Below are 23,926 nucleotides of genomic sequence, written 5' to 3'. Positions count from 1 at the left end.
TTATCTCATTCTATTTAAAACCATTTTTTCCCTATCTTGTCCAAAAAAAAGCCCATGGACCTGGACAAAGACCTTAATAGTTCAATCCGAATCTTAAAAATAAAAATTATCTTTTTTTCTTGGTTGGCAGGAATTTCTTTATTGGTTGCAATTGCCTCGTTTTGGCTATACTCATCCTCCTTTTGGTTTTTATACGAATATTTTCCGATAAATACTCATGATTACGCTAACAATATTTCCGCAGTCCTGGCTTCACTTTCCGGAGTGCTCTTTGTCTACATTGCCTTCCTCGGTCAACGCTGGCAGATGCTTTACCAGCAGCAGGAGATCCGCGATAACCGCAAAGAAATGAAGGCATCCACTGCCGAGTTGAAGATTCAAGCCAAAGCTCTAAAGAAACAAATCAAAAAAATGGACCGCGACTTCGTCCACCAAAACTTCTTCCGCATCCTGGACCAGCATTTTAATATAAGGGATAGGATTAAATTTTCTTATAGTTTGGAACCCGTGTCAATTAATAGTAGTAACACAGTAGGAAGAGGAGAGGATGGATTTGTGGCTTTCTTTAGGAAATTAGTCCTCTGGGTCGATGATGAATCCGGATGGGAGCAAAAAAAGGATGATTTCGAAGAACATTTATTTTTTATTGAGAATGGTTATCAATGGATATCAAAAAGGAAGGATATTAAAAAACTTGGAGATCCTGAAAACTGGAAATTTAATGAGTTTGAGTTTACAGATAACCCGAATTACGAAGAAATTAAATTTTTAATAAGGGCGGTTATGACAGAATCTGGATTTGGACCCTATCTTCGATCCTGTTATTACCTTTTTGGGTATATGATGAGGAATAAACTTCCTGAATATTTGGATGCTGTGGAAGCTGCAATGAATATCGACGAACGCTCGTTTTTATTCTATCAGGTTGCCACACGGTTTGATACCGATGGAAAAGTAGAATTGAGATATTGGCTAATAGAAAATAGGTTTCTTGCCAATATTGAACCCAAACACCTCCTCTTACCCGAACACATTTTTCTCCTTTACCCAGAAGAAAGCAATCCGGAATTAAAAAAATAAATAACCCCAACGATTAGTCCTTCAATCTGACCCTCTGCGGTCCCTGAGCTTGTCGAAGGGAAGGCTGTCCCACACCCATCCCCCTAATCACGCCATTTTCGCCTAACACCACCGCGAAAACATGGCCCGTAAAGAAGACGAATCCCGCGTACGCCTCCAGGTAGACGGCAAGCAAGCCATCAACGAACTCGGCAAACTCGAAATGGAAGCCAAGGAACTTGGCATCGACATGAAGAATGCCAAAAAAGGCACCGATGACTATGTCAATGCTAGCAAGCGTCTGAAGGAAGTCAAGGGACAGATCAGCGGCCTGCGCAAGGAACTCGGCCTCTCCGGTATGACCATGACCCAGCTCAGCCGCTACCAGCGCGACCTGCGCCGGGAGATCAGCACCACCGCCACCAAAGGCACCGCCGATTATAAGCGACTCAAAGCCGAACTCAATGACGTCAACCGCGAACTGCGAAGCCAGAGAGCGGAGCTGAATGGCACCAAAGGTTTCTGGGCAGATATGGGCCGGCAGCTAAAGCAGTTTGGCATTCTGGCCATTTCCGCACTGGGTGCCACGGCTTTCTTTACCCAGATCCAATCCATGATAGAAGGATCCGCCCGGCTCTCCGATGCCCTGGCAGACGTACAGAAGACCACCGGCCTCACCGGTGCGGAGATCGACACACTCAATAAAAGACTCAAAGCCTTCAACACCCGGACACCCCGCTCCGAACTCCTCGGCCTGGCAGAGATCGCAGGTCGCCTGGGTATCACGGGAGTAAAGGACATCGAGGGTTTCGTCCGGGCAGCGGATAAGATCAACGTGGCCCTAGGCGATGCACTGGGTGATCCGGAGACGGTCATGCGGGAGCTGGGTAAACTCACCGATACTTTTAACGTCAAGCAGGTTTACGGTATCGAGGAAGCGCTGCTAAAAGTAGGCTCTGCCATCAACGAACTGGGCATGGCATCCACCGCCAATGAAGGCTATATGGTGGAATTTACCAAGCGCCTGGGCGGTATCGCTCCTCTGGCGGGCATCTCCATCGAGAATGTACTTGGCCTGGGAGCTACACTGGATAGCCTGGGCCAGACGGCGGAGGTATCCACCACGGCACTGTCCAAGCTCTTTATTGACATGGCCAAAAATGCCGATCAGTACGCCAAATTCGCCAAAATGGAAGTGGCGGATTTCGTGGAGCTGATGAATACCGATGCCAACGAGGCCTTTCTTCGTATGCTGGAAGGGGTGAAGGACAATTCCGAAGGTATCACCGAACTGGCGAGTACAATGGGTGACTTGGGCCAGGACGGTGGGCGAGTAGTCGGGGTACTCGGCATACTTGCAAATAACATCCAAAAAGTGCGTGAACAGCAAGAGATAGCAAACAAAGCCTTTCTCGATGGGACTTCTATTAATAAAGAATATTCGATTATCAATGAAAACATGGCCGCCAACCTGGCCAAGGTGCAAAAGTGGCTCGCCGGGCTCTTTGTCAATAGCACCATCATGTCGGGCATGGACCGGATGATCTCCCGCTTTGCGGATTGGATCGCCGTGCCGGTCTCCGAGACACTGGAAGCCGAGCGAATCGAGCTGATGAAGCTCCACACCCAAATCATCACCACCAACGAAGACAGCGGCAAGCGTATCGAACTGATCCGCGAACTCAAAAAGCAATACCCCGATTACCTCGGCCAGATCGATGAAAACACAATATCTAACGCTGACCTGACCAAATCTATCCGTGAAGTAAACGACCAACTCATAAACTCTATCATCCTTCAGGAACGAGACGAAGAAATAAAGGAGCAAGGACAAAAGGTTGCTGATAAAAAATATCAAGCTCTCCAAACAGAAAAGAGCATACTTGAACAGATGACGAAGGTAGCGGAACGGAATAATCTTACAATCCAGGAAGGGATCAGCATGGAAGAAGCTGCCATCAAACTGGCCAACGAGGCCGGGAAAAATATCAGTTTTTGGGATTTAGTCAATCCGGCATCAAGCGATTCCCGCCAATTGCTGGACGATGTTGCCACCTACCGGGCACAGATGGAATCCCTCACTTCGCTCGAAGGCGAAAACAACGCCCTGCTCACCGCCCGGAATGAACTCATGGAGCGGCTAGGTCTCAATATGGAAAAATCCAGCCCGGTGCTTCCCGGCACCGATCCGGAAAATCCCGATTCCCCGGTGATTGAAGCTCCGGATACCACCGGCGTACCCGGTGATCCGGAAGCTGCCAAAAAGAAGCTGGACCAGATGGCCGCCCAGTGGGAAGCCTACCAGCAAAAGATCCGGGACCTTACCCGCCAGTACGAACTGTCCGGGATGGAAGACCAGCAGCGCGAACTCGAACAGGTTTGGGATCGCTACGCTACCCTGGAGGAAGAACTCGTCCAGCACCTCACCAATAAGACCATCACCGAGGAGGAGTTTGTCGAAAAAGCCAAACAACTCGAAGAGTTGCGTACCGCAGAGCTGGCCGATATCCGCAGCAAGTGGACCGAAAAGGAAAAAGAAGCCCGGTCAGCTGCCGAGCAGCAGATCACCGAAGCCACTTTGGAAGAAAGGGAGCTGGCCAAGCTCAAAGTAAACCAGCACTATGATGAGCTGCTTGCCCTGGCCCGTAAGTTTGGTTTGGATTCCGTAGGCATCGAAGAAGCCAGACGCCGGGAATTACAAGACCTCCAGACCAAATACAACCAGCAGGAGGTTAACCAAAGCAGGGAAATCGCCGAAGCCAAAGTCATGATCGCCCAAAGCCTGGGACAGGCACTGGGAGGAGTCATCGACTTTGTAGGAAATAAGTCCGGAGAGCTTACCACATTTCAGAAGCTTTTGGTAGGAGCCCAGATCGCTGCAGATACAGCTGCCTCATTGGGAAGGATCGTTCCACTTGCCGCCGAAGCATCCGCAGGTACCGGTCCAGCGGCCCCATTTGTCTTTGCAGGCTATATTGCCGCCATGGGAGCCACCGTACTGGGAGCCATCGGCAAAGCCAAACAAGCCCTGGCCGAAAGCAATGTTCCGGAATGGAACAGTAGTTCTGGCGAAGAAAAGCGCACACCCCGCAGAGTCACCGCCCCCGTATCCTCCTACTATATGGGAGGCGATACCGGCCGGGGCAGCCTGGGCTACGGTGACCGCTATGGCGACTTTGCCGGATACGTGCACAAAGACGAATACGTCATCCCCTCTTTTATCCGTAGCCATCCTTTTGTAGCGGACGTAATGCCCGCCATCGAGGCGATTCGTCAGGAAAAGGTCAGAGGATTCTACAGGGGAGGGGAAGCAACCACGACTACCACAAAACCAACATCATCGGCTACCCCCTCGATGTATTCCGACACTGAGGTCAAGGATCTGCTTCGGAGGATAGCTGAGGGTATCGAAAACTTTCCCAAAAGGATGCAGGTGACCGGTAAATGGGATTATTTTGCATTCAAAGAGTTTGAAGATCAGTTTAATAGTCTAGAAAATAGATATAAAAAATGAAAAAACTTACTAAGTTAAAACCAGTAGCGTATGGTTTTTATTGCTTCTTTTTTGGCCATAGGATTAATAGCCAGCGCGTTTGTTCTCGTTGTAAGTCGGAATTTGGAGTCCCCAGGATGAAAAACCCTCCTGATCCGCCGAAGCCTTTTAACCCGTTGGTGTTCGCAAGATGAGTTGATCTTTAAAGGATATTATTAATTTCATCAAAAACTAAAAAGTAAAATCGCTGAAGGATAAAAAATAGGGCGACAATAAACTGAACTAATAAGAATATTGCGATAGATGTCAATAACTTTGCAAGTACATTCGAATATTCAATCGTAAAAATTGAATTTGCTAGCATAATAATGAAAATAAATATTCCCAGAAGAATTACGTATAGTACAATATGGGAAATTTGCCGCATGTTATTTTTGTATTTTTCTAAGGCAAATTGATCTACATTCACATTTTCTTTTTCTGCTTTGATTTTACTGCCGATTGTCAGTAGAAGGGAAAAAAATAGTCCAGTGAAAATGGCTATACCTGTTCCCAAATATCCCTCCATGTCGGTTAAATAAATGTTATTTATCCAAACAACAATTGCCAGCAAAATAGGTAAAATGTAAAAAAGCAAATAAAAAATGATCCGCTGCCAGGTTTTTTCTATGATTTCACCATCACTATCCTGCTTGATACTTACCACAGCATTTTTGATGATTTTTCGGACGACATCTATGTCTAACATTTTCTTATTTCTTCAATTCCCTTTTTATCTGATCAATCTCATTATCAACGAATTTTATCATCTCGTCGATATTAGGATAATTGTCTTCGCCAATGCAATAATTTGGAATTTTTACGTTTGGCACCACTTTTATGTTGTCTTGGCTTTCACTTAAAGGTACTGTTTTTATTTCTTTTTTCTTTCCATGGGGCAGTTCATATTTACCCTTTAAGACAAAGTTTTTCCCTTTTAAGAGAATACCGTGCGCTTTTGATATTTTTTTAATTTCATCAAAGTCTAATTTGTCGTCTCCGTGAATGGATACATTCTTTAATGTCAACTCGAGCAAACCAGCATTGGCAAAGCTCGTGCTATTGGCATTCTTATTTGACAATACGACGATGTGTTTTAATGATGCCTTTTTTAGAAAGTCTTTTTGCCTTTTTTTTGTTGTAGTATTAAGCATCCTTCCTCCCGAAAATCGATGACCATGCTTTTTCAAAATAGATTCTACGATGTCCTGAACGAGATCTTTAATCGAAAGCGTATTATAAGACTGAACAAAAACGTAGCCTAAGTTGCCATTTGTTGGTAGCCATACTCTGAAATAAAATTTCATTCCAACTATTTCTTTTTCGCTCAACTCTCGTTTTTCGCCTTTTTCGTCAATTACTACCTGCTTAATACCAGTAATCCCACCATTGATCATGATATCCACCATTCTCATATGTCCCCGGATCTTCTTATCCTCTAAAATTCCGCCATGCGTACCTTTGTTACTCTTATAGGCTTTTTCTTCAAGACTGCTTACCAATTCCTGTGTGAATCCTTCCAGAAATGGGTTGTCGAAATCTGGATACGCAAGTGCCATAAAATCATTTGAGCTTATCGTCTTGTCATCGGCAGTATTGTGTTTTTTAATTTGAAAAACATACATCGAAAGGTAAAGGTCATGAATTTTCATAGAATGAGTTGAATTAATGGGAAAATGAACGGATGATGTACACCATATACTATAAATGGGTCTGCTAGGAAATAGAGCAATGAGGTGTAAACGTGATTTTAAGAAGGAATTTGCAGGAAGGCCTCTTTCTCCGAGAAGGGCATATCGCTACGAACGAAATAAAGGGTATTTCTAGTAATCTTATGATTTAATTCTAAAAGTATCATATTTTAAAAGTTTTAGTCTATGATGAATTAAATCTACAGAATTAAATGGAAATCAAAAAAATATTAACTAATTTATTCAAGCGTTGGTTAGCAGGAAAAAATAAAAAAATCAGAGAAATTGAATTTGTTTAAGAATCGAATTGGTTGATAATCATAGATATCCTATTTATTATTGATATTAATTTCGAACATATAGTATCCCGATGCAACTTCCTGATCAAATAGACTGGAACCAGATTCTCGAAATTCTCAAAACAGTGGCAGGGATTGCCGTGATTCTTTTTATTGGGTACCTGGGAAGGAATTTAGTTAAGAGGTACCCTAGGGAATGAAAAAATAGAGAACTGATTTTTACCTTACCAAGGTAAGCGTTGGCTAAACCTATCCATGTGTTTCGCCCGAATAGGTGATAATCAAGGAGTATCACTTTTTTAGTTGATAATTATTTTTTATTTTTCAGGAAACAACCTTTTATCTCATGAAAAGAACAATTTCGCTTTCGTTGTTTCTGATTTTTTCCAATTTGGGTTTCTGCCAAATAACGACAACAAGGGTTGCTGAGGCAAAAAAAACTGAACCCGAACTTTATGACAGCCTTAGTAACTTTTTGGGAGAAGATTATAAAAAGTACAAAGGCCAGAGCTTATTTTTACTCCCAAAATCAGAGGATCTTCAAAAGTATGGTTACGATGGGTTTATTTTTGATATGAATAAAAGATCAACTGATGAATCAAATATTTATGCGTGTTGTGATAGCTATAATTCTAAATACCAGGTATTACAGGGAAGGTATTTTTCGGTAATTGATGTATTTGAGGACCCAAGTTCATCTTTCAGTTCAGATGCATTTCTAAAAATAAAAATTGACGGAACAGATGAAGTTTTATTTTATAAATACAGTACAAGATATTCATCCAGTTTCCCATTTCTTGTTGTTGGTTATTTTGAAAAGCAAAAACAATTTTACGTTGGAAAGGAGTTTCTTACTAGATCTTTTGATGAGAAGTATACAGATATTAATAATGGCGATGAAATAATCATGAAAAAAGGAGAATATGTTAAATGCCTTGACCTTACGATCGATGAAAGAAACTATCAGCCTTCCCTTGTTTTTGAAACTGAGGAGGGGCATAAATTTCTTTCATCATTAATGCTAATGGACCTAAGATCAGATAAAGTTTTAACAAAACAGCAAGCTGAAAGCTACAGGAAAAAATTTGGTGATGGCAACTGGAATACCATCCTAGAGGGGAAAATAAAAGTTGGATTTACGGAAGAAATGGCAATTGTTTCTTGGGGAGAACCTGACAAAATCAATAGGGCAAGTTACGGTGACCAGTGGGTGTACGGCAATCAGTACCTTTATTTTAAAAATGGAAAGCTAATATCATTCAACTAAAGCCCTGCTAAAAAAATCTTTAAAAAACCCCGGCCTACTGGTCGGGGTTTTCTTTTTTGACAACACAACTATGTAAAACCTCTGCGGCTATTTCAGCCAAGGAGGTTTTTTTCTTATCCTTTAGCCTCTTAGCCAACTGAATCTTTAAAAGCTCGGCGTGGGCTTCCTCGCTGATCGCAATCGTTAGTTTTATCATGATTCAAAACTACAACAAAAAACAATTAAAAAAAATAAACTGTAGTAGTTTGTAATTAACAATAGTTTATTTATGTTTGTAGCGGACAACAACAATTAATTGTAAAATGAAAAATGAAACCATTTTAGAAAAATTTCAGGATCAAGAAATAGCCTTTGATTTATTCAGAGGGGACCTGATGGTAAACGCAACGGAAATGGCACGACCATTTGGAGTGGGCAAAAGACCCGAGAAATTTTTGAGATCAAAAGGGACTAAAGCTCTTATTAAGGCGATGCAAGATGATCAAAACACTGAATTCAACTACACCAAATCTGGTGTAGTTGAAAATCAAATTTTGACTACCAAAGAAGGTCAGCATGGAGGTACCTTTATGTGTGAAGACCTGGCTCTTGCTTTTGCTATGTGGTTAAGTCCACAATTTCACGTATGGATATTGAAGACAGTACGAGAGATCATCTTCGGTAACAATCCCGAACTAGTCCGGGAGGCTGTAGTAAATATGCCACGTATCCAGAAAGACCTGGACCGACTTCGAAAAAAGAGAAATCGCCTTCGCAATGTGATTCTGGGAGACAGCCGCAGAAAAAACCTACAGTCATTACTATCCGAAAGAGCGACAGTAAATCACCAGATCAAATCTCTCACCGAGTACACAGCAGAGAATCCACTCTTTGACCAGCCCGAGCAGCTGGGAAGGGAACTGGTACGCCTCATGAAAGAAAAGGACACTATCCAGGAAACGATCCGGAAAAAAGAAGAATCCTTTAATAAGATACTGATCGAAAAAGAAGATTATTTCAAACTGATGAAGGATGTAGGCGATCTGGAAAGGGAGCAGCGGCAGTATGCCCGTGCCATCAGGTATTCAGAATTTAAAGTATCACAGAATTGATACAAAAAAACCCGGTAGCAGGAACTACCGGGCCAAGATCAAACAAAAGTTTAACCTTTTAATCGCGTTACGATCATGACAAAAGTAGCAAAAACAGAAGAGAAAGAAATCACCAGCTCAAAAAAATATACATCCTATGCAGATCAGATGCTCCAGAAGATGATCAGCAAGTGGACGGTATCAGAAGCTCATGTCACCTACCAGCCGCCTAAAAATAATTTCAAAGTCACGGGTAGCCAGACCGCTAATACCATTTTTCAGCAGATTTGGGATCCTGAGAGCATGCACATTCAGGAAAAAATCTACGCTTTGTTTTTAAATAGAGCGAATGAAGTATTGTGTTGGCGGCTAATGGGTTCCGGCACTTCAAGCAAATGCCTGATAGATAATAAGCTATTGGGCACCATTGTTTGTAAGACCATGGCCAGCTCGGTGATAATTGCCCACAATCATCCATCCGGTCAGTTAAAACCAAGCAAAGGTGATCGGCATATGACCTGGAATACACAAAAGATGCTGGATCTATTTGACGTGGAATTAATTGATCACCTGATCATCACGGCTAATGGGTATTACTCATTCGCTGATAATAATCTTCTTAGCAATTCAAATCATGAATTTTAATATGGACAACTACAGCAAATTATTATCGGAAGAAGACCTGCAGGTGATCAACGAACGCTTTGGTACCGATCTGGCATACGGAGATGCCCGGCACTACCGTGCCGCACAGGTGATCTGGAACCTTTGGAAAAACCCGATGAATCCGGCAAATGTGATCGAGAAAAAAGAGAAAGAAAGCGAATAATCAATCTATGGCCCCTGAGCCTGTCGAAGGGGTCGAAGGGCAATCCTGATCGGTAAAAAAAGAGGATATCCGAAAGGATTCTTCTTTTTTACGCTGATCACGGATCTTGATATACTTCTCTGTCATCTTGGTGCTGGTGTGCCCGAGGAAGCTGGCTAGTACCTCCAGCTTTCCATCTTTCTCCATATATAAGGTAGCGAAGGTTTCCCTGCCGACCTGGAAGCACAGGTCAGACTTGATCTTTAGATGAGCAGCGATATCCTTAAGGATCTTGTTTTGTTTTTGCTCGCTAATCCCACAGAAAAGTGGGAATCTGCCTATTTCATCTACTTCGTCAGCTATGAGATCAAGTGATTCCTTTGTAGCAGGTACACGAACCCGTGTACCAAATCGCCTGGTCTTATAGGGAATAAACTGGTAAAAGGAGCCATCTATCCAGTCCAGCTCTACCCTGCGGATATCTCCATGCCTCATGCCAGTACAGCAGCAAAATAAGAAGGCCCTCAATACTTGTCTTTGCGTGGGAGGGATTTTCGGACTATTATAATAGACTACCAAGTCCCGGAAATGATCCTGGGTAAGGGGCTGAAACCGGCCCATTTCTGTTTTTGCTCTAAAAAATTCGTAAGGGTTGACAAAAATGATTTTCTCCTTTTTGGCCAGGTTGATATAGGTTTTAATGTTTCGGTGCTGGCCCCATCTGGCATTCAGAGATTGGCTGCCGGTGTGTTGTTTTAGATATCGGTCAAAATCTTCAGCAGTTCGCTCATCCATATCGGCAAAGGAAAGGCTTTTTTTCCAGGCTTTCAGATGGTTTAACGTGACCATATGTGACTTTTTGGTACTCAGGCTTATTTCGCGATACTTTACACGCTGATTGATCTTCTGCTCCATAAATTCCATAAAGTCATCCTTATTTAAATTACTCTGAAATTCCTTTACCAAGATGGACGTAGAGATGATTCTTCTCCGGAGCCGGTAATCAATCAGGATTTCATTTGCCCTGGCTAGGGCATCCCTAATAATAAGGTTATGATCATCGCAGGATTTGTCATCGACGGTCCTTGGTTTACAGAGTTCCTTTTTTTTATCCCAGTGTTCCGGGTACCAATCCAGATGTAATGGAATTTTTTGGCTTTTCCTGTTAATAATCACTCTTAAATAAAGAGCGGCTCTGCCACTTTTTTTAATGCGGCTAGCATTGATAATGACTTTCAAAGATGCGGATACCATAGCGTAAAAACATTGTAGCAACAATGTGCCAACACCAACCGCGAAAAATATATGAGAAAAGCGGGTTAGGACTCTGCAAAAGGGGGTCTAAACCCCCTTCAGCAAAGATTTTAACTATTTAGTTGGCCGACCAGGGCTCGAACCTGGACTCTTCTGGACCAAAACCAGACGTGTTGCCAGTTACACCATCGGCCAATAACCAAATAAAGGATTGCTCCCCTTTTTTAGTGTCACAAATGTAGCAGGACTTTTTTTTTAATGCAAACACCATGTGGAAGAATTTTGCGTATTCGCTTTTAATAACCTTATTGTCAGAAGCAAATTTTAATATCCTCCTACCACGCTGGAAATTATTTCCCGATTCCTTTCTTTTCTTTTATAAAAAAGAGCTTGTTTATTTGGTTTATTTGCCGATAAAAACCGGTGTTTGGATCAAAGTATTAATTGACCATATAAACCCATGATTTTTACTTTAACATAATTGGATTTGGTTTGGCTGAAATTTCTAGTCATTTTTCCGTTAAATATTTCGATTGCATCCAAACCTTTTAGCTTATTTTATTTCCATGAAATTCCATTTACCGCTTTTCACAGTTCTATTTGTTTTTTTTAGCTTTGCCACGCTTTACGGACAACAAAATTATTCGGGTACCATCATCGACAGCCAAACCAAGGAGCCCCTGTTTGGTGCCTATGTATTTCTTAAGGACGGGCAAGGCGAAACTTTAAGCTCCTCCTACACCGATTTTGATGGGAAGTTTCAAGTCAAAAAGCCTGGATTGAATGAGTTTTTGGTGGAATTGTCCTTTATAGGTTACAAGACCTACCAGGAAATGGTCAAGGCACCTGAAGGCAGTAATCTGGGTACTTTCGAATTGGTTAGTGACGGGCAGGAAATGGATGTGTTTGAGTTTTCAGCGGATGCGCTCACAGGCGAAGTCCGGGGAGATACAGTTGCCTTCAATGCCAATGCCTTCAAAACCCGGCCGCAGGCCGATGCCGATGAACTGGTAAGGAAAATGCCCGGTGTGGTGATCCAGAATGGAGTGATTGAGGTACAGGGAGAAGAAGTGATGGAAGTACTGGTAGACGGAAGGCCCTTTTTTGGCGATAATCCGGCCGCTGCCCTCAAAAACCTTCCGGCTCAGGTAGTCCTTAAAATTGAATTCCTGGATCAGAAAAGTGACGAAGCCCGGTTGACCGGTTTTGATGATGGTGAAACGACGAAGACCATCAATATCATCACCAAGCCCGGGATGCGGGCAGGAAGATTTGGGAAATTTTATGGCGGATATGGTACCGATAACAATTACATCGCGGGCGGCAACATGAACTTCTTTAATGAAGCACAACGGCTATCGATTTTAGGATTGAGCAATAATATCAACCAGCAAAATTTCGGGGAAGATGAATTGGGAAATATCGAAGGTGACGACAGTCGCAGAGGAGGAAACGAGCTGGCCGTTGGCGAATTACCTGGAATTACCAATACCAATGCAGTGGGAGTTAACTTTTCCGACGAATACCAGGACGAAAAGTTAAAGGTCACCGGCAATTACCTGTTTAATGACCGGGACAATGTGTTGACCCGAACTTCCTCCAGGGAATATATCCTGCCCAATGACAGCCTGCAGATTTACCAGGAGGACAGAAACAATCAGACCCGTACCCAAAGTCACCGCATGAGTGCCCGGATCGATTATACAATCAACGAACGCCATGCGCTTATTCTCAGGCCCAGAATTGGCTTGGATTACCGGAAATCCACCAACATTCGGGATGCCCGGAACCTGTTTGATGCCAATACCCCCATCAGCAGCAATATCAACACAACAACCTCAGAACGACAATCGCTGAACTTCAGAAATTCGCTGAACTACAGGTATAATTTTACCAAGGAGGGCAGGGCATTGTCTACCTATATTTATACCAGCACCTATGATAGCGACAGCCAGTCTGATCTGGTAGCGGTAAATGAAAATTTCCAGACAGGTAATATTGATTCTCTGATTCAATTCAGGAATAACCTGTATTCCAGTTTTTATTACAGTTCAGGGGTAAGTTATTTTGAGCCTATCAGCGAACGTTCCAGGCTAAGGATTGGATACCGCCTGTCCAACAACGCATCGGATACCGATCAGGAAGTGGAAATTCAGGAAGCCGAAACGGATATGATCCGGCTGGACAGCGCCCTGACCAATCGCTTTGAAAATCAATACATGACCCATAGAGGGAGGTTGGGGTATAGTTACAATTCTGAAAAATTATCCATTTACAGTACAGTCAGCTATGAATCGGCTTCCATTGACAGTGACCGGCTGTTTCCCGGCTTTGAGAATACCCAAAGGAAATTTGCCAATTTGCTTCCCAGGGTGGTGGTCAATTACCAATTGGGAGAATTCAGTAATATGCGGGTGGATTACAATACAGATACCGATGCCCCTTCCATCCGGCAATTGCAGGACGTGATCAGCAATGCCAACCCCCTGCAAATTTCAAATGGCAATCCGGATCTGGTACAGGAGTACAGCCACCGGCTGTTTACGCGGTTTCGAAAGATCAATCCTGAAACCAATCGTTCCCTCATGTTCTTTTTGTACGGAAATATCCGGAACAACTATATCGGAAACGAAACCTTCGTTGCAGCAAAAGACACTCTGATCCAAAAAGATGTATTGCTCAATCAGGGAGGCCAATATACGCGTCCGGTCAATCTGGACAATTATTATGTATTCAGGCTATATGGAAGTTACGGATTCCCGCTAAAATTCATGAAAAGTAACCTGAATATCAATTCTTCCTACACAGTTCGAAACAGACCGGGAATCATCAATGGGCAGGAAAACTTCAACACCAATACCACCTTTAGTCAGGGCTTTAACCTGAGCAGCAATATCAATGAGAGGATAGACTTTAATCTTTCCACCAGGGGTAATTTTAGCGGTGTGAGCAGCAGTTTGCAACAGGATCTGGATAACAACTATTATACCCATAGGACCAGAGCAGATCTATTCTGGAATTTTCTTGGGGGTATTTTTGTAGGTACCAGCGTCAATCACCAGGTATATACCGGATTGGGCGAGGATTTCGACAGAAGCATCATGCTGGTCAACCTGGATTTGGGCTACCGCATACCCCCAAGCAACAAAACGGAAATCAAATTAACGGTCTTTGACCTGTTGAACCAAAATGTAAGCATCGACCGGAATGTAACGGACGTTTACATAGAAGATGAAAGAACGCAGGTGCTCCGGCAGTTTTTCATGCTTTCCATAACCTATAACCTGAGGAGATTTGGGGGTTATGATATGGCACTGTAATCGAATGGGCATTTAGTAACAGATCAATACATCGCATTGAGCAACCGGATAGCTGGGACAGACATGGTGGGCTTACTCTTTTTCAGTAATTTCTACTTTATAGATTTGGATAAAATCCTCTTCTTTTTCGGCATTTAACCTGGATAGCCACCAAAGCTCCCCTTCCCGTACCAGAAATTGGCGGTGGTCCAGCGATTCGGGTATGGGCAGCCGCTGTTTGGCCTCTCCCTGCAGGTCCATCACTAAAAGGGCAGGAAGGTATTTTCCTTCAATACTTTTATTAAAAGTACTGTATTCATCTGGTGAACTTATTTCCCAATACCGTTCCCGGTCTGCTACATCATAGCCCGGGTGGTAAGATGCGAGCAGGAAATTTTGAAAGACTTTCAGGGAATAGGTACGGCCAGCTGATCGATCGGAATCAATGGAATTCGGGTCGGCCCTGGCCCTTTCGATTCCTTCACCTGTGTTGTAATTTGGATAAGCAATGGGTTTTCTTTCCAGAAGCTGGTGAGGGGGTTTGATGTCGTATATATTTAGGTGGGGGTCTGTGCCGGCAATGACCAGCAACTTGTCATCATGGATGGTAAAGGATGGATTCATCTCCGGAATCTCAAAGGCCTTGCCAGTAGTCCTGAAAGGGCTGTCTTCTTCCAGGTGGATGATCCGTTTGGCAGTTCCTTTTTCAGGGTCAAATTTCACCAACAGTTGAAATTGATCATAGTATGCGTCGTCTGTCTTGTTGTATTCACCCCGGGCCACCAGACCTTTTTGATAAAATATACCCTCGTGTTCCATCAATTCCGAGTCGGCGGCTGCCCGACCGGCAAAGAAAGGAACATCTTCCTGAAATTTCCTGTGGTTGGCCAGCTCGCCCTGGGCATCAAATTCGAAAAAACCCATGTGGGAAACCAGGGAAATATGGTCATCTGCCTGTATTTTGGCTGTGCTCCATAAAAATCTTCCATAGCTGCCTTTCTCATCCCCCCGTTTGTCCAGGTTGAGCAAGTGGTTTCCTTCAAAGTCTGTCAATAACATGACCCCTCTTTGTGGGTCATGAAGCAACACCCGTTCCCTGACAGGATCCAGATCCATCAGGTCCAGTAATCCGGGATATTCGACACGTATACTATCTGTTATTACCAGGGAAAGGGCTGGACTATCCTGTTTGACCTCCTGCTGGCAGGATAAAGCCACAAGGGAAAGAAAAATTATAAATAGGAGAGTGGGTTTTGGGATGTGCCTCATGGATGTATTTTTAACTAATCTAATAATTTTAATGATAATCACCAAATCTTAAATTGATTCAGTACACATTCCCAATTTTCCGGAATGAAAACAGACCGGTTGTTGCTTGTTCAGATATCCTTAAATTTGCCTTATCATGAAACAACTTTTGGAAACCATAAGAGGATGCAGGCTTTGCGAGGCTCACCTTCCTCTGGGTGCCAGGCCGGTACTGTCGGCAAGCAGGAAGAGCAAAGTACTGGTAGTCGGACAGGCTCCCGGCACCAAAGTACATGCGACCGGCATCCCCTGGAATGATGCCAGCGGCCGGGAATTAAGACGCTGGATGGGTGTGGATGCGAATCTTTTTTATGATCCTGAAGTTTTCGGTATTGTGCCCATGGGGTTTTGCTATCCGGGAAAAGGCAAAGGAGGCGACCTGCCGCCCAGACCGGAATGTGCACCAACCTGGCATGGGGCAATCATGGAGCAGATGCCTGATATTCAATTGATCCTATTGATCGGGCAGTATGCCCAGCGGTATTATCTGGGAAAGGAACGTAAAAAAAACCTGACCGATACAGTTCGGAATTTCTCCGACTACCTGCCCGAATTTTTTCCTCTGGTGCACCCCTCACCCAGAAATATCATGTGGCAAAGAAGGAATCCCTGGTTTGAGGAGCAGGTGGTACCGGAATTAAGGAGCAAGTTGTCTATGATTATTTGAAAGCCAGCAACATTTTTTTTGTCCGGATGAGTAAAAACCGTATTTTAAGGCATGGAAAAAAGCAACAGGCGTTCATTTTTAAAAAAAGCAGGAATAGCAGCTTCTTCGCTGCTGGTAGTACCCACCATTATTCCTGCCTCAGCTCTGGGGAAAAATGGGTTTACCGCCCCATCCGACCGGATTACCATGGCATTTATCGGTGCAGGGAATCAGGCGGGCAATGATGTGCAAGGTTTCCTTCCCGATAGTAGGGTGCAGGTTACCGCCGTTTGCGATGTCAACAAAAAGAGCCCGGGATATTGGAATGGAAAAGTAGCAGGCAGGGAATATATCCAACAGGTGGTAGATGATTTTTATTCGGAAAAGCACGGTACATCCTACCGCTCTGCCGAAGGCTATACTGATTTCAGGGAAGTTTTGCAAAATAAAGCCATTGATGCCGTGGAAGTGGTTACCCCTGATCACTGGCATGCCATACCAGTGATGATGGCCGCAGCCGCAGGGAAACACATTTATTGCCAGAAACCCCTTTCCCTGACGGTGGAAGAGGGCAGGGCCATGAGCGATGCTGTGCGTAAATATGGTGTTACTTTTCAGACTGGCAGTCAACAGCGGTCCAGCCATCATTTCAGGAGGGTTTGCGAACTGGCCAGAAATGGGCGGCTTGGAGAACTGCACACCGTTACCTGCGGGCTCCCCGGGGGTACCCCGGATTTTGGAAAAACCGGACATTTGACGGAAACCATACCAGTGCCAAAGGATTTTGATTATGACATGTGGCTGGGGCCTGCACCCGAAGCACCCTATAGTCCTTGCCGAACGCATGTGAATTACCGCTGGATCATGGATTATTCAGGAGGGAACGTGACAGATTGGGGCGGACACCATCCGGATATCGCCCAGTGGGGTATGGGAACAGACCATACAGGACCTGTGAAAATACAAAATGCCCAGGCTGTCTGGTCTGACCATCCTGTCTGGAATACAGCGGTGCGATTTTATTTTGAATGCGTTTACCAAAGTGGCATCAAGCTGATCATCCAAAGCGACAAGGATTTTGGGGTGACTTTTGAAGGAACGGAGGGCTCTGCCTGGGCTACCAGGGGGGAGCATAAAATCAATCCGGAAAAGCTCGCAGATACCACCATTGGTCCCGGTGATACTTCCCTTTATGTCAGTGAAAATCATTACAGGAATTTTATCGATTGTATTTTTTCAGGAGAAGAAACCATAGCACCGGCTGAGGTAGGACACCGGTCCATTACTCTTGCCCACCTGGGGAATATTGCCATGATGCTTGGGCAAGACCTGGATTGGGATCCTGTAAATGAACAGTTTACAGGTAATTTTGCCGCCAATCAGTTGCTTTCCAGAAAGATGAGAGAACCCTGGGGTGCTTTGTTTAGACAATATAAGGTATAGCTAACTCCCTTTCTTCACCGTAGGAGCCTTTTTTATACCTATATGCTGTTGTTTGAAACCTGGTAAATTTTTATGACAAAAGTCATTTTTTGCCCTGATGGCCCTTAGCTTTTTGTGCTTGAGATGAGGATAACTTTGTGAGATAATCAATGCCATAATTGTGGCCAGATGTCTTATAAATTATTGCTTATGTTTTCAGCTCATCATTTTCATATTCCGGTAATGGGATTGGGTTTTACGGTAGATTCACCCATTAAAGTAGCCAAATATGGCATTTCATCTGTGGTTTCCATTATGGACGACCAGCTTTTGGAAGACATGCGCAGGCGCTACAGTCGGGAATTGACCATTCCCTATATTGCCATAAATGAGAAGGAAGAGGATTGCCGTGCAAAAAGAATTGAGGCTTATCTGGACTTATTGCATTACATCATACAGCGGCAAATGAGGGAGCTCAATGGTCAGGATTTTGGACTGGATAAGGAAATCAACCAGTATTTTGATCTCTTACCCATGGGTCATCCTGCAGCCAAATTGTACCTGAAAATGAAGAATGCTGCGGGTTTTGAAAAGCTGGACTTGCAGGAAGAGCTAAGAAAGTTCCTGGTTCCCGGCAGGACGGATGTCAATATCATGACCAAGGTGGACAAGACAAACTACGCCAGGTCAGGCGAAGCCTTGGGTAGAGAATATTCCGATGCCCTTTCAGCTTTAAGGGGTTTTGCGAAAAGTAAACTGGAAGGCGGCCTGGTGTTTTCTGCAGGTATGAATCCTTCTCTGTACAGCTACCTGGAAGAATTTGAAGCTTTCTTTCCGGACAAGGAGGGTGTCATCAGGAAACCTGTCATTTTAAAGGTCTCCGATTACCGTTCCGCATTGATACAGGGTAAATTTTTGGCAAAAAAAGGAATTTGGGTTTCGGAGTTCAGGATAGAGTCGGGATTAAATTGTGGTGGACACGCATTTGCCACAGATGGCTTACTGGCAGGCCCAATACTGGATGCATTCAAAGAAAACCGAAAAGAACTGGGACTAACCCTTCACCAAATGTGCCAGGAAGCATTGATACAAAAGGGGATGAATGTATTGCCGGAAGGCATCCAAAACAAGGTTACCTATCAGGGAGGAATTGGGAATGCGGAAGAAAACCGATTTCTAATGGATTATTATCAATTGGATGGAACCGGATGGGGAAGCCCTTTTCTATTGGTCCCTGAAGCTACAAGTGTGGATGAAGATACCTTGCAGCGGATTTTGAAGGCAAAAAAATCGGATTTTTACCTGAGTCATGCTTCACCCCTGGGGATTCCTTTCAATAACCTGAGAAACAGCAGTGCCGAGGAACAGAGAAAATCCAGGATAGAAAAAGGCCGGCCGGGAAGCCCCTGTTACAAAAAGTTTCTTTCTTTCAATACCGATTTCACAGAAAAACCCATTTGCACGGCCTCCAGACAATACCAGAACCTGAAAGTCAAACAATATGCCAATGGTGAAATCAGCAAAGAAGAGGTTGATGCCGTATTGGAAAAAGATTGCCTGTGTGAAGGCTTAAGTGCTCCGGCCATTTTAAGTGGGGGGGAGATGCCCAGAAGAAACCTCAAAGCAGTGACTATCTGTCCCGGTCCCAACCTGGCTTATTTTAAAGGGGTGTTTAGTTTAATGGAAATGGTAGACCATATTTATGGGAAAGTCGCTCTTAAACTAGATGCCGAAAGACCTCATGTGTTTATCAAAGAACTCCAGTTGTATATGCAGCACCTGAAAACAGAAATCGACAATAAAGTTTTGGAGACCAACAAAAAGCAACAGCTCTACCTGGATAAGTTCAGGCGAAATCTTTTTGAGGGCATTGACTATTACCAAAGGCTGGTTGAAAATTTTTCCCTGGATACAGCTTCTACTATGGAAAAATTTAAAGCCCAACTGAATGGCTTAAAAAGGGATCTTGAGATGTTGGATTCAGAACCCATGATGGTTGGTAAAACTTAAAAACCTGAGATGGATAATAAATGGGTAGCAATTATGGGCCTAATCCCTTATTCATTTGAGTGTGAAGGAATTTTGGTAATAGACCGTCATTCCTCAGCTTAGAGAAGCTTTTTTGGACTATCTTATCCCAAAGTCAGGTTATTAATTAATAATAATAAACACATGAAATCGATCCAACCAGCCTTGCTTTTTCCATTTTTAATTGCGGGATTGCTTTTCGGGATCATTGGCGGCTGGGTTCGATTAGGCCATATGGCGTTTCCAATCGGGGAGGCAGCAGCGCATCATGGGCTTTTGATGGTGGGTTGTTTTCTGGGGTCTTTGATTTCACTAGAAAGGGCCATGGTCATGAAAAACAAGTTTTGGTTGACTGTTCCCTTATTGAGTGCTTTATCCATGCCTTTATTGCTGGCTGGCTGGTCAGGTCTCGGCGCCTATATGCTACTGGCTGCCAGTTTGGGATTGGTAGTTATCATGTATTTTCAGACCATAAAGGTTGCTGAAATTTATTCCTATATCATCGCTTTGGGAGCGGCAGCCTGGATGCTGGGCAATTTTGCTTATGTGTATTCGGATTTTGTACCCATGGCCACAGGCTGGTGGATGGCATTTTTGTTGTTTACCATTTTGGGAGAGCGGATGGAATTGAGTAAATTTTTACCCACCCCCAAATGGGCCGGGTTGTTGTTTTATGCCGGGATTGCCGTTTTTGGTTTGGGGCTGTTGCTTCCGTTTCACCAATGGGGCAACACCGTTTTGGGTATTGCTTTATTGTGTCTGGCGCTATGGCTTTTCCGATTTGATATGGCCAGGTATGCTGCGAAAAAGTCAGGGCAATTTCGGTATATAGGAATCGGATTGCTAACCGGATATTTTTGGTTGGCTTTAAATGGCTGGATCATGGGATGGATGGAAGACCATCCTTTTTATTATGATTTGTATTTGCATACTTTTTTTCTGGGATTTACCTTTTCCATGATTTGGGCTCATGCACCCATCATTTTGCCCATGGTGTTTAAACTTCAGATCAATATCTTTCATCCTGTGCTTTGGTTGGGTTGGATCATGTTTCAGGTCACTTTGGCAGGGAGGATTGTGTCGGCCTGGCTTGGAGATGCGACATGGAGGAAGTTATTTGGTGTAGCAAATGGTTGGGTTATTTTGATAATGTTCCTGCTGATGGGGACTTTATTTCTATACCGGAAAAACCGAATAAAATCCAGGGTGGCGAAAAAGTATCAGCCTTTTTATTCGAAAGATCAAAAATTGGAGATAGAAGGTGGCAGTGATGTATATTACAAAAAAGAGAAAATGAATTCCTGATTTTTACAGGTATGATTAAAACGTTTACCTATAGTGTTTTGATTGGTCTCCTTCTGCTAAATGGCATGGGGGCTACTTTGGTGCAAATGGATTTTTTAATCAATAGGGATAGGATCGCAGCGTTATTTTGTATCAATCAGGACAAACCAGAATTGGCATGTGAGGGAAGTTGTGAATTGAGCAAACGGCTTGAAAAAACAAAAGAGAAGGAAACTGAAAATAATCGAATGACCCTGGAGGAGGTACATTTGGTATTTATTGCCCCGTTACATCAGGAAAAGGTAGAGCAGGTTTCGGGAATGCCATTATTTGATTCTAAAATCGGTTTTCCCCTTGGAATGATCAATCATTTTTCAGCTGCAGGTATATTTCACCCACCAAAATACAATTTTTCGCTGTAGGTACTGCCCAAAAAAATCCATTTTACTCTACTTTCTCTGACAGCAGACAGGGCATTATTTCTATGCTCTTTCATTCTCTACCGAGGTTAACAAATAGAAAGTCTTATTGATTGCCAGTTTAGGTATTTAATGAAGAGGGTCAATGGATTACCCCCTTTTTGGGAAAAGTAGGTACCAAACGGAAATCCTTAATTATTCATTTACTACCAATCAAATATGTTGGTTTAAAGCCAGCAAGCATTTGTTATGAGAACTTACACAAAATTTATACTTCCTGTCTTTATCGTATTAGTATTGATATTTACTTCCGCTCAGGCACAAGGGATAAAACCCCTGATTTTCCTTGATGAGGTGGATGAGGAACCAATTATTGGGATATCTTTTCAATATAAAGATCAAAATGGCAGTAGTGATGCTTCTGGAATCATTTTCCTGGAATTTATTCCCGAGGAATCCTTGCACTTGAGTCATGTCAATTATGGTCACTGGACACTGGGCCCGGCAGAAGTTGCCAGTGCATTGAAAGAGGGTAAGTATTATAAAAAGCAAATATTTGTCATGTTACAACCTGTGTCTGTAATTTCACTAAAAATGCAGGATGCAAAGGACCAACAAATTCATGTTTCGGACGAGGAAAAGATCCATCATGATGCCGGGGCCGTATTGAACATGAACCCGCTGGTATCATCAATCAGAAAAAGTGGATCTTTCGGATTTGATCCTGTGATAAGGGGGTTCAAATACGATCAGCTCAATGTAGTTGTGGATGGCTTGCAAAGCGCCAGTGCCGCCTGTCCTAACCGAATGGATCCTCCTACTTCCCAGATTGCTTTAAACAGGATGAACAGGGTGGAATTGCTCAAAGGTCCGCACGCTTTAAGGTATGGCATAGGTTTGGGGGGGACCATTAATTTTATTCGCGAAGCGCCGGGATTCACTGATAAAAATGAGATGTATGGAAGGGTTTCCAGTATGTTTGAAAGCAATGGTGCAGTCTGGCGAAATGAAGGGAAGTTGGGTTGGACTGGAAGAAAGTTTGATATTGGTTTACTGGGATCCTGGTCTAAAGGAAAAGCCTACAAAGATGGCGAAGGTACCCTGGTGCCTGCAGATTTTATGCGGGGTACGGTAGGTATATTTGCTGATGTTAAATTAGGAGCTTCTGACCAGTTGGAGTTTTCGGTCAATAGAAACTTTGCAAGGGACGTTGATTTTCCAACATTGGGAATGGATCTCCGCTCTGATGATACCTGGATGGGTAACTTGAAGCATATAAAAACTTCCACAGGCAAGCATATGAAGCGGTGGACCAATGCCATTTATATGAGCAAGGTAAATCATTTGATGGATAATGGATTAAGGGATTTAATCCCCAGAATGATGGAGGTCAAGACACCTGCTGAAACCCAAAACATGGGAGGGAGGACAGAGGGTGAGTGGCTATTTGGGCAGTCCAAATTGTATGCCGGGGCCGATTTTAGAATAGAAAAAGCAGAGGGAGTCAGGGAAAGGAAATTTCTTATGGGTCCAAATACAGGAAAAAGCATTTATGATAATGCCTGGCAGGAATCACAAATTGTAAAAGCCGGATTATTCGGTATGTATCAATTCCAGTTTCATAAAAACTTCATTAATTTTTCAGGGAGATTAGACTTGAACCAGGCAAAGATGCTGGACCCATCAGCAGAGTTTATGGAACAATCATCCATTGATGGAGTTGATCAGTTTAATCCAGGCATTTCTTTAGGTTGGCAAAGGGAATTGGGGAAAGAATTCAATTTTGGTCTATGGATTGCAAAGGTGAGGCGAAGTGGTAGCCTAACAGAGCGTTTTATCAACTATTTTCCGGTTGGAATAGATCCATATGAAATGTTGGGTAACCCGGATTTAAACCCAGAGACCAACAACCAGCTGGATATGGTCTTCGGTTTTACCCATGAAAAATTGACAATGAGTATTAGTTTATTCGGAGCATACTTGCAGGATTACATTACAGGAGAAATTGTAGCACTTCCTCCACGCTTACCAACAAGCCCCGGGGTTAGGAAGTTTATCAACATTGATGATGCTGTCACAACTGGTTTTGAATTTTCTTTGGGTCAAAAATTATGGTCAGGTTGGTCTCAGCAAATAATGATGGCTTACACCTATGGTCAAAACCTTAGTGCCAATGAAGCGCTTCCTGAAATTGCTCCACTGGATCTACGGTATATTTTGAGCAGTAGCCATTTTGATGATCAATTAAAAACCTCATTAAAATGGCGTTTGGTTACTTCTCAGCCAAGAATTTCAGAAAGCTTTGGGGAAAAAGAAACTCCTGGATTTCACTTACTTGATCTGGAGTCAAGTTATGACTTGAATTCCTCCTGGACGTTCAGTGGCAGCATTCAGAATCTCCTAAACGAGACTTATTATGAACACTTAAACCGTCCCATCGGAATGATGGGAGTGCCTTTATTTGGTCCTGGAAGAAATTACACGCTTCTGTTAAGGTATTCATTCTAATAAAAGATAAAAATGTATTTTATTTTAATAGG

At 43.3% G+C, this 23,926-nt stretch carries 18 protein-coding genes and 1 tRNA gene; 13 read left to right on the top strand and 6 right to left on the bottom strand.

The window, feature by feature from the left end; genetic code table 11:
- Positions 1–36 precede the first annotated feature (36 nt).
- Both HUJ21_RS05605 and HUJ21_RS05600 read left to right on the top strand, forming a co-directional pair.
- Complete coding sequence (locus HUJ21_RS05605) at positions 37–1,080, top strand: hypothetical protein (RefSeq protein WP_291367971.1); 1,044 nt, start codon at positions 37–39, stop codon at positions 1,078–1,080.
- 121 nt (positions 1,081–1,201) lie between these two features.
- Positions 1,202–4,573: a phage tail tape measure protein gene (locus tag HUJ21_RS05600; RefSeq protein ID WP_291367970.1), complete on the top strand. Its 3,372-nt coding sequence runs from the start codon at positions 1,202–1,204 to the stop codon at positions 4,571–4,573.
- A gap of 181 nt (positions 4,574–4,754) precedes the next feature.
- Here the strand turns inward: HUJ21_RS05600 and HUJ21_RS05595 are convergent, their stop codons facing one another.
- Together HUJ21_RS05595 and HUJ21_RS05590 are read right to left on the bottom strand one after the other, a co-directional pair.
- Positions 4,755–5,300: a hypothetical protein gene (locus tag HUJ21_RS05595; protein ID WP_291367969.1), complete on the bottom strand. Its 546-nt coding sequence runs from the start codon at positions 5,298–5,300 to the stop codon at positions 4,755–4,757.
- A 4-nt stretch (positions 5,301–5,304) separates the two neighbouring features.
- Positions 5,305–6,243, bottom strand: a complete 939-nt coding sequence (locus tag HUJ21_RS05590) for a hypothetical protein (RefSeq protein ID WP_291367968.1) — start codon at positions 6,241–6,243, stop codon at positions 5,305–5,307.
- Between the two features lie 684 nt (positions 6,244–6,927).
- On the opposite strand from HUJ21_RS05590, the gene HUJ21_RS05585 reads away from it, so the two are divergent.
- Positions 6,928–7,848, top strand: a complete 921-nt coding sequence (locus HUJ21_RS05585) for a hypothetical protein (protein WP_291367967.1) — start codon at positions 6,928–6,930, stop codon at positions 7,846–7,848.
- 34 nt (positions 7,849–7,882) lie between these two features.
- Here HUJ21_RS05585 and HUJ21_RS05580 read toward each other — a convergent pair whose 3' ends face one another.
- A complete protein-coding gene (locus HUJ21_RS05580) occupies positions 7,883–8,044 on the bottom strand; it encodes a hypothetical protein (RefSeq protein WP_291367966.1) in 162 nt (53 codons plus the stop codon).
- 106 nt (positions 8,045–8,150) lie between these two features.
- Between HUJ21_RS05580 and HUJ21_RS05575 the strand changes: the two genes are divergently transcribed.
- From HUJ21_RS05575 to HUJ21_RS05565, 3 genes are all read left to right on the top strand, one after another.
- Positions 8,151–8,939, top strand: a complete 789-nt coding sequence (locus tag HUJ21_RS05575; protein WP_291367965.1) for a KilA-N domain-containing protein — start codon at positions 8,151–8,153, stop codon at positions 8,937–8,939.
- A gap of 75 nt (positions 8,940–9,014) precedes the next feature.
- Positions 9,015–9,563 carry a JAB domain-containing protein gene (locus tag HUJ21_RS05570; protein WP_291367964.1) on the top strand — a complete coding sequence of 183 codons (549 nt, stop codon included), beginning with the start codon at positions 9,015–9,017 and terminating at the stop codon, positions 9,561–9,563.
- Positions 9,553–9,747, top strand: a complete 195-nt coding sequence (locus tag HUJ21_RS05565) for a hypothetical protein (RefSeq protein ID WP_291367963.1) — start codon at positions 9,553–9,555, stop codon at positions 9,745–9,747. Before HUJ21_RS05570 ends, HUJ21_RS05565 begins: the two co-directional genes overlap by 11 nt.
- Here HUJ21_RS05565 and HUJ21_RS05560 read toward each other — a convergent pair whose 3' ends face one another.
- Together HUJ21_RS05560 and HUJ21_RS05555 are read right to left on the bottom strand one after the other, a co-directional pair.
- Positions 9,748–10,980 carry a site-specific integrase gene (locus HUJ21_RS05560; protein ID WP_291367962.1) on the bottom strand — a complete coding sequence of 411 codons (1,233 nt, stop codon included), beginning with the start codon at positions 10,978–10,980 and terminating at the stop codon, positions 9,748–9,750.
- Positions 10,981–11,102: 122 nt separating this feature from the next.
- Positions 11,103–11,175 (bottom strand) — tRNA-Gln (locus HUJ21_RS05555).
- 371 nt (positions 11,176–11,546) lie between these two features.
- Between HUJ21_RS05555 and HUJ21_RS05550 the strand changes: the two genes are divergently transcribed.
- A complete protein-coding gene (locus HUJ21_RS05550; RefSeq protein ID WP_291367961.1) occupies positions 11,547–14,300 on the top strand; it encodes an outer membrane beta-barrel protein in 2,754 nt (917 codons plus the stop codon).
- Between the two features lie 72 nt (positions 14,301–14,372).
- Here HUJ21_RS05550 and HUJ21_RS05545 read toward each other — a convergent pair whose 3' ends face one another.
- On the bottom strand, positions 14,373–15,548 hold the full coding sequence (locus HUJ21_RS05545) for a hypothetical protein (protein WP_291367960.1): 1,176 nt from the start codon (positions 15,546–15,548) through the stop codon (positions 14,373–14,375).
- Positions 15,549–15,684: 136 nt separating this feature from the next.
- On the opposite strand from HUJ21_RS05545, the gene HUJ21_RS05540 reads away from it, so the two are divergent.
- The 6 genes from HUJ21_RS05540 (at position 15,685) to HUJ21_RS05515 (ending at position 23,894) form a co-directional block, all read left to right on the top strand.
- Positions 15,685–16,254 (top strand): uracil-DNA glycosylase family protein, encoded by a 570-nt coding sequence (locus HUJ21_RS05540; RefSeq protein WP_291367959.1) that lies wholly within the window; start codon positions 15,685–15,687, stop codon positions 16,252–16,254.
- Positions 16,255–16,305: 51 nt separating this feature from the next.
- Positions 16,306–17,676: a Gfo/Idh/MocA family oxidoreductase gene (locus tag HUJ21_RS05535; protein WP_291367958.1), complete on the top strand. Its 1,371-nt coding sequence runs from the start codon at positions 16,306–16,308 to the stop codon at positions 17,674–17,676.
- Between the two features lie 189 nt (positions 17,677–17,865).
- A complete protein-coding gene (locus HUJ21_RS05530) occupies positions 17,866–19,665 on the top strand; it encodes a hypothetical protein (protein WP_291367957.1) in 1,800 nt (599 codons plus the stop codon).
- 162 nt (positions 19,666–19,827) lie between these two features.
- A complete protein-coding gene (locus tag HUJ21_RS05525; RefSeq protein WP_291367956.1) occupies positions 19,828–20,988 on the top strand; it encodes a hypothetical protein in 1,161 nt (386 codons plus the stop codon).
- 11 nt (positions 20,989–20,999) lie between these two features.
- Positions 21,000–21,389 carry a hypothetical protein gene (locus HUJ21_RS05520; RefSeq protein WP_291367955.1) on the top strand — a complete coding sequence of 130 codons (390 nt, stop codon included), beginning with the start codon at positions 21,000–21,002 and terminating at the stop codon, positions 21,387–21,389.
- Positions 21,390–21,635: 246 nt separating this feature from the next.
- Complete coding sequence (locus HUJ21_RS05515; RefSeq protein ID WP_291367954.1) at positions 21,636–23,894, top strand: TonB-dependent receptor; 2,259 nt, start codon at positions 21,636–21,638, stop codon at positions 23,892–23,894.
- Positions 23,895–23,926: the final 32 nt, after the last annotated feature.

Source organism: Cyclobacterium sp., assembly GCF_014762705.1.
GTDB lineage: Bacteria > Bacteroidota > Bacteroidia > Cytophagales > Cyclobacteriaceae > Cyclobacterium.
Note: the sequence above shows the minus strand (reverse complement) of the source record. Positions and strands in the feature narration are given on the sequence as shown.

Excerpts from the sequence above, each read along its gene's own strand:
- HUJ21_RS05595 (WP_291367969.1), bottom strand. The coding sequence starts at position 5,300 with ATGTTAGACATAGATGTCGTCCGAAAAATCATCAAAAATGCTGTGGTA.
- HUJ21_RS05535 (WP_291367958.1), top strand. The coding sequence starts at position 16,306 with ATGGAAAAAAGCAACAGGCGTTCATTTTTAAAAAAAGCAGGAATAGCA.
- HUJ21_RS05540 (WP_291367959.1), top strand. The coding sequence starts at position 15,685 with ATGAAACAACTTTTGGAAACCATAAGAGGATGCAGGCTTTGCGAGGCT.
- HUJ21_RS05580 (WP_291367966.1), bottom strand. The coding sequence starts at position 8,044 with ATGATAAAACTAACGATTGCGATCAGCGAGGAAGCCCACGCCGAGCTT.
- HUJ21_RS05520 (WP_291367955.1), top strand. The coding sequence starts at position 21,000 with ATGATTAAAACGTTTACCTATAGTGTTTTGATTGGTCTCCTTCTGCTA.
- HUJ21_RS05525 (WP_291367956.1), top strand. The coding sequence starts at position 19,828 with ATGAAATCGATCCAACCAGCCTTGCTTTTTCCATTTTTAATTGCGGGA.
- HUJ21_RS05560 (WP_291367962.1), bottom strand. The coding sequence starts at position 10,980 with ATGGTATCCGCATCTTTGAAAGTCATTATCAATGCTAGCCGCATTAAA.
- HUJ21_RS05590 (WP_291367968.1), bottom strand. The coding sequence starts at position 6,243 with ATGAAAATTCATGACCTTTACCTTTCGATGTATGTTTTTCAAATTAAA.
- HUJ21_RS05565 (WP_291367963.1), top strand. The coding sequence starts at position 9,553 with ATGAATTTTAATATGGACAACTACAGCAAATTATTATCGGAAGAAGAC.
- HUJ21_RS05550 (WP_291367961.1), top strand. The coding sequence starts at position 11,547 with ATGAAATTCCATTTACCGCTTTTCACAGTTCTATTTGTTTTTTTTAGC.
- HUJ21_RS05515 (WP_291367954.1), top strand. The coding sequence starts at position 21,636 with ATGAGAACTTACACAAAATTTATACTTCCTGTCTTTATCGTATTAGTA.
- HUJ21_RS05545 (WP_291367960.1), bottom strand. The coding sequence starts at position 15,548 with ATGAGGCACATCCCAAAACCCACTCTCCTATTTATAATTTTTCTTTCC.
- HUJ21_RS05570 (WP_291367964.1), top strand. The coding sequence starts at position 9,015 with ATGACAAAAGTAGCAAAAACAGAAGAGAAAGAAATCACCAGCTCAAAA.
- HUJ21_RS05575 (WP_291367965.1), top strand. The coding sequence starts at position 8,151 with ATGAAAAATGAAACCATTTTAGAAAAATTTCAGGATCAAGAAATAGCC.
- HUJ21_RS05530 (WP_291367957.1), top strand. The coding sequence starts at position 17,866 with ATGTTTTCAGCTCATCATTTTCATATTCCGGTAATGGGATTGGGTTTT.
- HUJ21_RS05585 (WP_291367967.1), top strand. The coding sequence starts at position 6,928 with ATGAAAAGAACAATTTCGCTTTCGTTGTTTCTGATTTTTTCCAATTTG.
- HUJ21_RS05600 (WP_291367970.1), top strand. The coding sequence starts at position 1,202 with ATGGCCCGTAAAGAAGACGAATCCCGCGTACGCCTCCAGGTAGACGGC.